Here is a 7,291-nt window from a genome sequence, read left to right as displayed (position 1 = left end):
CAGCTACAAGCTTTTTATATTCTTTTGTTCGATAAATATCAATCAGAGCTTTAGCAAGTTCCTGTGCATACCCCTTACCACGGTAGCTCTTGTCCACTGCAATCCACTCGAAATAACCAACATCGGTTAGATGTTCATAACTAGGATGGCCTATGGCAAAACCAATGACTTTTTTTCGAAAAGTTGCAACCAAGGATAGCTCAGGATATTCTTCTATAATCTTACTTAGCCCTGTCAATGTCCAGTAGCTATAAGCATAAGCTTTTTCACTACCTTTTTCCTTTATGTAAGCTGTAACTCCGAGTTTAAAAACCGCAGGGATGTCTTCTATTTCCATTTTTCTTATAACTATTCCAACAGTCAATTCATGCTACCTCCGAAATTATTGTCTTCCCTTTTTTTTACTTTCACGTGATTCCACGAAAATTGATCCTCTGGACTTAAAATACCCCCAAGCAAGCCAAAGTAGGATTAAAGCTGAAAAGAGAAGCACGATTATTATTACAGTAAGTTTAATCGGTTCCTGAATCTCTAAAGGAACATTTAAGGCTGATAGAAAACTATCAAGTAATGATATCTGAGCAAATCCTGCAATTAAAAGAGTTACAACTTTTATCAACCTTTGTTGACTCTGAGAGACTTTTTCATTGTATTTTGAGAGGATATCATCAGCAGTTCTAACTATTCCTTTTTGTGATTCTTTCACCATGTTAAGCTTCTGCTCTAGAGACTGTACAATAGGATCAATTCCAGTATTGTCAATCAAAGTGGTCATAAATTCAGAATGATCAAAAAATCTAAGCGTACCTTGATTTCTTAGCAGTTGAATAGACTGAAGTGCCAATAACTCAAATTCTGTAATTTCAATTGACCTTTTTCGTATTTTTGTGATGGCATCAGTCATTTTTGATATTTTAACCTGTTCTAAAGATCTTTTTGCCTCTTGAACTTGGAGAATTAATGAAGAACGAACTTTTTCAGCCATAATATCAAAACTAATAATTAGTGTTGAAATCTCATTGACAAGTCGTGCACAAGCCATAATCTGTTGTATGATCCAATCAGGGTCATCTGGCATAAATACAATTAAATTATGCCGTGTTTGGATAATTAGATCAACCTCATGATTTCTAATCTCTGCTAGATTTGTCCAAGGTTTTTCTGACTTTTGAATCCAGTCATCTAGAGCAGATCGTCCTTCAAATAGAGGTATTACAATTCCTTTGAAATCAGGACTCCTTTGTAAGTCTTTGTAATGATTTACAGGTTCAGTTGTGCCATTAAACGAATTTTTAAGACAAATTTTTCTAATTAAAATCCTTGAAAACCAAGTTCTTTCATGTTCTCTTGGTACCTTGTCCATATGAAAATCTTCTAAAGTTTTGGAAGTTTGTTTCCATCCCTTATGGAAATTTATTAACAAATCCTCAAGTTCAATACAAATTTTCTCTAGTTTGTCATATTTTTCATCATTCCAAGAAATAACTGTTGTTCCCGTCTGTGGACTAACCAATTGTTGTAATGTCCGTAAATCAGATACATTAAGATTAAAATCATTCAAATCAAATGAAAAGGTTATAATAGCAATTCCAAATCTTCTAATATAAAATTCAGGCTGAAATTTCAGGGTATGTCCTTTAAACTCAAGTGTTCCTTCTTCCAAGATGAGATGAAAATTATCAGCATATTCACTTCCTATTGTGGTCTGTAAAAAGTCATCAAGGCCATCAATACCGGCAGCAACAATAGAAACTTTAGAATTGAATAGTTTCTTTGAGATCTCTTCTATAGGTTCTTTTGCATACTCATTCAAAATATAATTGGCAAAATCTCCCCCTATATAGACACTTAAAGAGAGGACATGAAATGAGTCAGTAATAAGAATTTGAGGATCATTTTTATCAATAATTGCCTTTTTTTGAATAAGATTTTGTAGAAATGCATTCACTTCGGTATATGGAATTACACTACCTAATTCTTTTAATTTAATAACAAAATTATTGAGCTTTAATATTCGATCGTTATATTCAGCATTAAACTGTTTCGGATCTGTGGTTTGCAAGAATATTGTTTCGGCATATTCAGCCATTCCAGCCTGATAATAATAGTACTCCTCCAGTTTATCTTTCATTTTTGAAAGGATTGATTTAGCATCGATTTCTTCTGGATATAATTCTAATGTTTTTTTAGAGATATTTGCTGCCTCTTTGGCATATTTTGCCATTTTTTGGGGATTATTCCCTATCAAACCATTTTCAACCTCAACAGCCCGTTTTACAACTTCAGAGAGTGCAGAAAAGCTTTTTACTAGAATTAATTCATGATCTTTAAGCTCATCGAATAGATCATTGAAAAATTGAATACTCTGATCTAATTTTTCAATGATTGAATAGTAATTATAGCTTTTTTCCCACTCATCATTTGCTTCAGCAAATTTCTTTATTCCAAGAATAATATTCAAGGAAGTCTCGAAAAGTTCTTTTCTTTTTATTTCTTCATCACAACAAAGAATGATTGATTCATATTCTTCCTCAAAATAGAGTTCTAAAATATCATCAGGTAGGTTAAACATGATTTCTGGTTTTTTTTTTGATCTATTAAAATGTTTTATTGCAAGAGGTTCAATCTTAATTCCATTATCAAAACTCTAAAACCTCATCAACAGATGTATCAGAATCAAAGATTATTTTACACTATCAGTCTCAAAAGTATTGATAAGTCTTTAAATGGAATGAATTAAGGCAAAACTATTTAATCTTTAGTTTTCTTTATTTTTTCACCAGTTCTGGGAACTGTTTTAATATAACGTCTTATTTGGCAATAAATTTTAATATTTTCAGGTTTTTTTCTTAGGTTAGATCGTCTATGTTCAAAATAGGGTTAACAATCCAAAAATTTGGAACAACTAATCCATCCAGTTTGGTCAAGTTTGCTGCTTTTATCCGTTTAGAACATATTGAATTTGATATTTCCGTTTTTGATGACATTGAGGCAGTAATCCCTGTTCTTAAATCAAAACAAACCGCTATTCATGCTCCATATTATGAGGATTATAAATTAGACCTTTCTTCTAAAAACCCTGAGTTAGATTCTCTCATAGAGAATATTATTAATTATCAAAAGGAATTAGAAATTATTGGAGTAATAGTACATCCTCCTGTAGATCCTAAAGGCGATCTTGATCTCTATTACCAACGATTAGATCATTTACCTGTTCTACCACTCCTTGAAAATATGCCCCATCAACCTTGGAATCAATTTCTTCTTCAATTTCATACCACTCAAGAAAATATATCCCACTCTCTAGGATTTTGCTTTGATATCCCTCATTCCTATATAACTAATGAAGATCAATTCTTAAACCTACCAGATTCTTTAATTAACTTATTGAAACAAAATTATGGTTATATACACATTTCAGGGGGAAATAAAAATAAAGATACCCATTTTGCACTTTTATCAGAAGGAGAAATGCCCATTCCTCCAATTAAAACATTTTTAAGAAAACTTCCATTTAAAGGAACTGTAACCATGGAACTTGCCCCTCGCAATTTTAATGAAATTGATAAAATGCTTCGATCTTATTCTCAGATGCTTGGTATAGCAAAAAAACCCCTGAAAAAACTTGAAAATGAAATTAAGCGCCCATTTCTTATGAAAAAAATCCGAAAATTTTCCAGTGGTTCTTAAAATTCATGAAAGTAGTAAAAGTAATAAAAGAATTTATTCAAAAATGTCAATAATATTTAGTTGAATTATTCAAAGTCAATTGATTTCTGTTGACATTGTTAAGAATTTAACTTATTTAGAGTTATGATTAGATCAGCAATAACATGATTGGAGATATATGGCAATATAATTTTGTTGACAAATTAAGAGTAAATGTTATAAAGTTGACTTAACTAAAATAAATTAAGAAAGATAATATTTTGAATTAAGGTGATACTTACTTGACCTATTTTATTGTTACTGGTGATTTAATTGCATCTCGTGAGATTCCTAACCGTGCTCAAATTCAAAAAGACCTACAAAAAACTCTTGAAGACATAAATAATCGATTTGCTAAAAATATAGTTTGTCCTTTTGTCATTGGATGGGGAGATGCATTTCAAGGAGCATTAGTTTCGCTTTCAGGACTATATGATATTATTGAATCTTTTGAAAACCAGCTTACTATTAAATTTCGATGTGGAATTGGTATTGGGGAAATTTCGACAGATTTTAAATTAAATCCGCTGGAAATGGATGGTCCAGCATTTCATGCCTCTCAATTTGCCTTAGCTGAAGCGAAGAAGAACCAAAACTTTGTCTGGATCAAATCTGAACGCGGACAATTTGATATGATTATTAACACACTTTGGCTTCTTCTTTCTACCATTAAATCTGGTTGGACAGAACGTCAATGTGAAGTTATCCAACTACGTCGTATGAGTCTAACATATGTAGAGATAGGCAGGAAACTTGGAATCACCAAACAAGCAGTTTACAATATTCTTAAAAGTGCTCAATGGGAGGCTGTAGAGCATGGGATTAATACTCTAAATCATTTGGAATACTAATTTTGCAGATTAAATGGAGAAAAAAATTATGGTACCTCTTGAAGTAATAATTCTTTACCTTATAGGAATTTATATGATAGTAGTAGGGGGAGGTGTTGTCTTTGTTTCGTTTACTTTGAGGATTTTACGAATGTTCCAAGCTGATAAGGATAATATGACTAAAAACATTACGAAGGGATTACGGGGTGCTGGAATTTTTGTTGGTATATTAGAACGTGCCATCGTTCTAACTTTAAGTCTATTAAACCAATTTGGGGCGATTTCCTTCGTTTTCTTGGCTAAATCTATGGCTCGGTTTAAACAGCTTGAACAAAGAGATTTTGCTGAATATTATTTAATTGGAACACTGACCAGTTTTTTTATTGCTTTATTAGGGGGAGTTCTTGCTCAGGCACTCTATCAAGTTCTGATAGTCCCTTTCTTTCCATAAAATCTGAGGATATGTTGATTAAATGTACTGAAGGAACAATTAGAAATAAGAAGAACATAAAGATGTATTTTTTTTCAATACAATCTTAGTGTGCTAATATACTCTCACAGATAAAGATCCTTGAATATAAGCTGATGAGAGTTATTATTTTGAGTATGCAAGGATTTCATTTTCTTCATGTTCCTCAAAACCACGATCATACTGGAGTGAAAGTATTTATTAACACAGAATCCATCTTTTCTCTTGAATATTTAATAACAGAACCATCTACAATTAATATTCATATGATCCCAGTTCAAAGAAAGAGCTGGAGGAAAAAATCTCTTAAAAAAAATTTAGCTATAATTCAACAATTCGCCTCAAGTCTCGGATTACATCCAGACTCTCATCTCATTGACTTTTCCCCAACGAACCCGATTCTCGAATTACTTCAGAGTGAGTTCCAATTTGAATCTGAAGGAACGAAATATTATTGCGGAGGGGTAATAGGAAAGAAAAACAAAGAACCTTTCGCTATTAGACCTTTTACAACAAATTTTATTGATGATCTTTTGGAGATCCTTACTGATTCTCCTCATTTTGCAGTGATCCAGCTAGTTTTTAAATCCGTTCCTCTTCCTAAGGGGGTTAAGTTAGATGAAGAGGTAGAACATAAAAGATCTCATGTAAAATTCAATTTAAGAGAAGGAAAAGTTGAAAGGAACTACTCAGGAATTAGTAGACAGAATATTGTTAATGAAAGTGGTTATTTTGAATTCTCACCACGAATACTGTTAATTGAGACAGATGTTGACATTCTTGCTACTAAATTAGAAAGAATATCTGTTATCTTTTCATCTAGTGGCTTTAAATCTCAAATTCATCCTACATTTTTTCGAAGATTTTCTTTTTTCCGTAAAATCATGCAAAAAAGGAAACTTATATCCTCTAGTCTAATAGATGGTTATTCATTGATGAATTATATTGCATTACCAAAAAACCAATATTCTCATGAAGGCTATAAGATAGTCCCGAATAAATCTTATTATTCTTTAACAACAAGTCCCTTATCCCATATAAAACAAGAACGAATTAACCTTGGTGTTCCAATTCTTAGCGGTAAGACCTCAGATATTCCACTCACAATAGGAGGTAAGGAACTGAGTCGTCATATGGCTGTTTTTGGTATGACAGGTGAAGGAAAAAGTAGGTTCATCTACAGCTTGATTAAAGAATATTCAAGATATGGTAGGAAATTCATTATAATAGACCCAAAAGGAGAATATCTCCCCCCTGTGCAAAATATTTGCTCTGATTTCATCTATCTCAAACCTGGAAGCTCTAATTTTCCTTGGGGGATTAATATTTTTCAAATCCCCAAAGATAGTCAAGGTAAGAACATAATTCCACAAGAAGATCATATACAATTCGTTGTTTCTGTTCTTGAAAATGTTCTCGATGAACATGATAATATCACACCCCAAATGCGACGGTTATTACACTTAGGAGTAGAATCTACTATTTTAAAACAAGGTAATCTTAGGATTTTTCTTGACTTCTTCAAAAACATTCCGAACTCTGAAATAAAAGGACCATATATAGAAAATTCTGCAATTGCTATGCTAAATCGCTTTCAAAAATTTCGTTTTGGTAATGTAGGACGATGTTTTTCAGTGAAACAGACATCATTTGAAATAGTGTCATTACTTGAAAATAATGTAATCATTGACCTTTCTACTTTTGAAATGATGGAAGATGAGTTGGGCCGTCGTTTATTTTTAGAAGTTCTCCTTCAAAATCTCTATTATCATCTCAGGACTTCACGTCCTCCGATTAAAGAGGAATCCCTTCCAAAAAATATTTTAATAATGGATGAAATCCAGAAGTTACTCCCTTCGAAATCTAAATGGAATAATTTTCCAACTTCAATGATCAGTAAAGGCCCGTGGACCTTGCGTGCATATGATATTTCAATGATTTTTGTGGGAACCGATCCAATAGTAGATCAACCGATGTTATCTAATACAGGTATCAAAGCAGTATTTTTTACAACATTTGATCCAAATGTGATTGCTAATATGTTGGGTATTCCACGTAATGAGTATGAACAGTTACGAAAATTATTAAAAATTAAGAATGATGAACATAGATGTCTGTTAGCCATCAATGGTAATATATCATTAATAAAAACTAATAATTTTCCATTAGATCCCATTTCTAACGATCTTTACTTAAATTTAGAATTAAAATCAACTCAGTTAAAGATCAAACAATCATATGAAAATTTAATAATAAACAATCAAGACCTTACACAGTGAGAGAA

At 32.1% G+C, this 7,291-nt stretch carries 6 protein-coding genes; 4 read left to right on the top strand and 2 right to left on the bottom strand.

Translation table 11 applies throughout. The features are described 5' to 3' along the window. Together ACWVCY_RS14375 and ACWVCY_RS14370 are read right to left on the bottom strand one after the other, a co-directional pair. Positions 1-364: GNAT family N-acetyltransferase (locus ACWVCY_RS14375; protein WP_455143716.1), on the bottom strand; the 364-nt coding region annotated here is incomplete at its 3' end. Between the two features lie 18 nt (positions 365-382). Further along, a complete protein-coding gene (locus tag ACWVCY_RS14370) occupies positions 383-2,572 on the bottom strand; it encodes a hypothetical protein (RefSeq protein WP_455143715.1) in 2,190 nt (729 codons plus the stop codon). Positions 2,573-2,865: 293 nt separating this feature from the next. Between ACWVCY_RS14370 and ACWVCY_RS14365 the strand changes: the two genes are divergently transcribed. From ACWVCY_RS14365 to ACWVCY_RS14350, 4 genes are all read left to right on the top strand, one after another. Further along, entirely contained in the window at positions 2,866-3,690 is an 825-nt protein-coding gene (locus tag ACWVCY_RS14365) for a TIM barrel protein (protein ID WP_455143713.1), read from the top strand. A 260-nt stretch (positions 3,691-3,950) separates the two neighbouring features. Next, positions 3,951-4,559, top strand: a complete 609-nt coding sequence (locus tag ACWVCY_RS14360; protein ID WP_455143711.1) for a SatD family protein — start codon at positions 3,951-3,953, stop codon at positions 4,557-4,559. Positions 4,560-4,587: 28 nt separating this feature from the next. Next, positions 4,588-4,989, top strand: coding sequence for a hypothetical protein (locus tag ACWVCY_RS14355; protein WP_455143709.1), 402 nt, complete (start codon positions 4,588-4,590; stop codon positions 4,987-4,989). Positions 4,990-5,144: 155 nt separating this feature from the next. Beyond that, positions 5,145-7,286 carry an ATP-binding protein gene (locus tag ACWVCY_RS14350; RefSeq protein ID WP_455143724.1) on the top strand — a complete coding sequence of 714 codons (2,142 nt, stop codon included), beginning with the start codon at positions 5,145-5,147 and terminating at the stop codon, positions 7,284-7,286. Positions 7,287-7,291: the final 5 nt, after the last annotated feature.

Source organism: Candidatus Hodarchaeum mangrovi (assembly GCF_975850365.1).
This window is presented reverse-complemented; position numbering and strand designations above follow the sequence as displayed.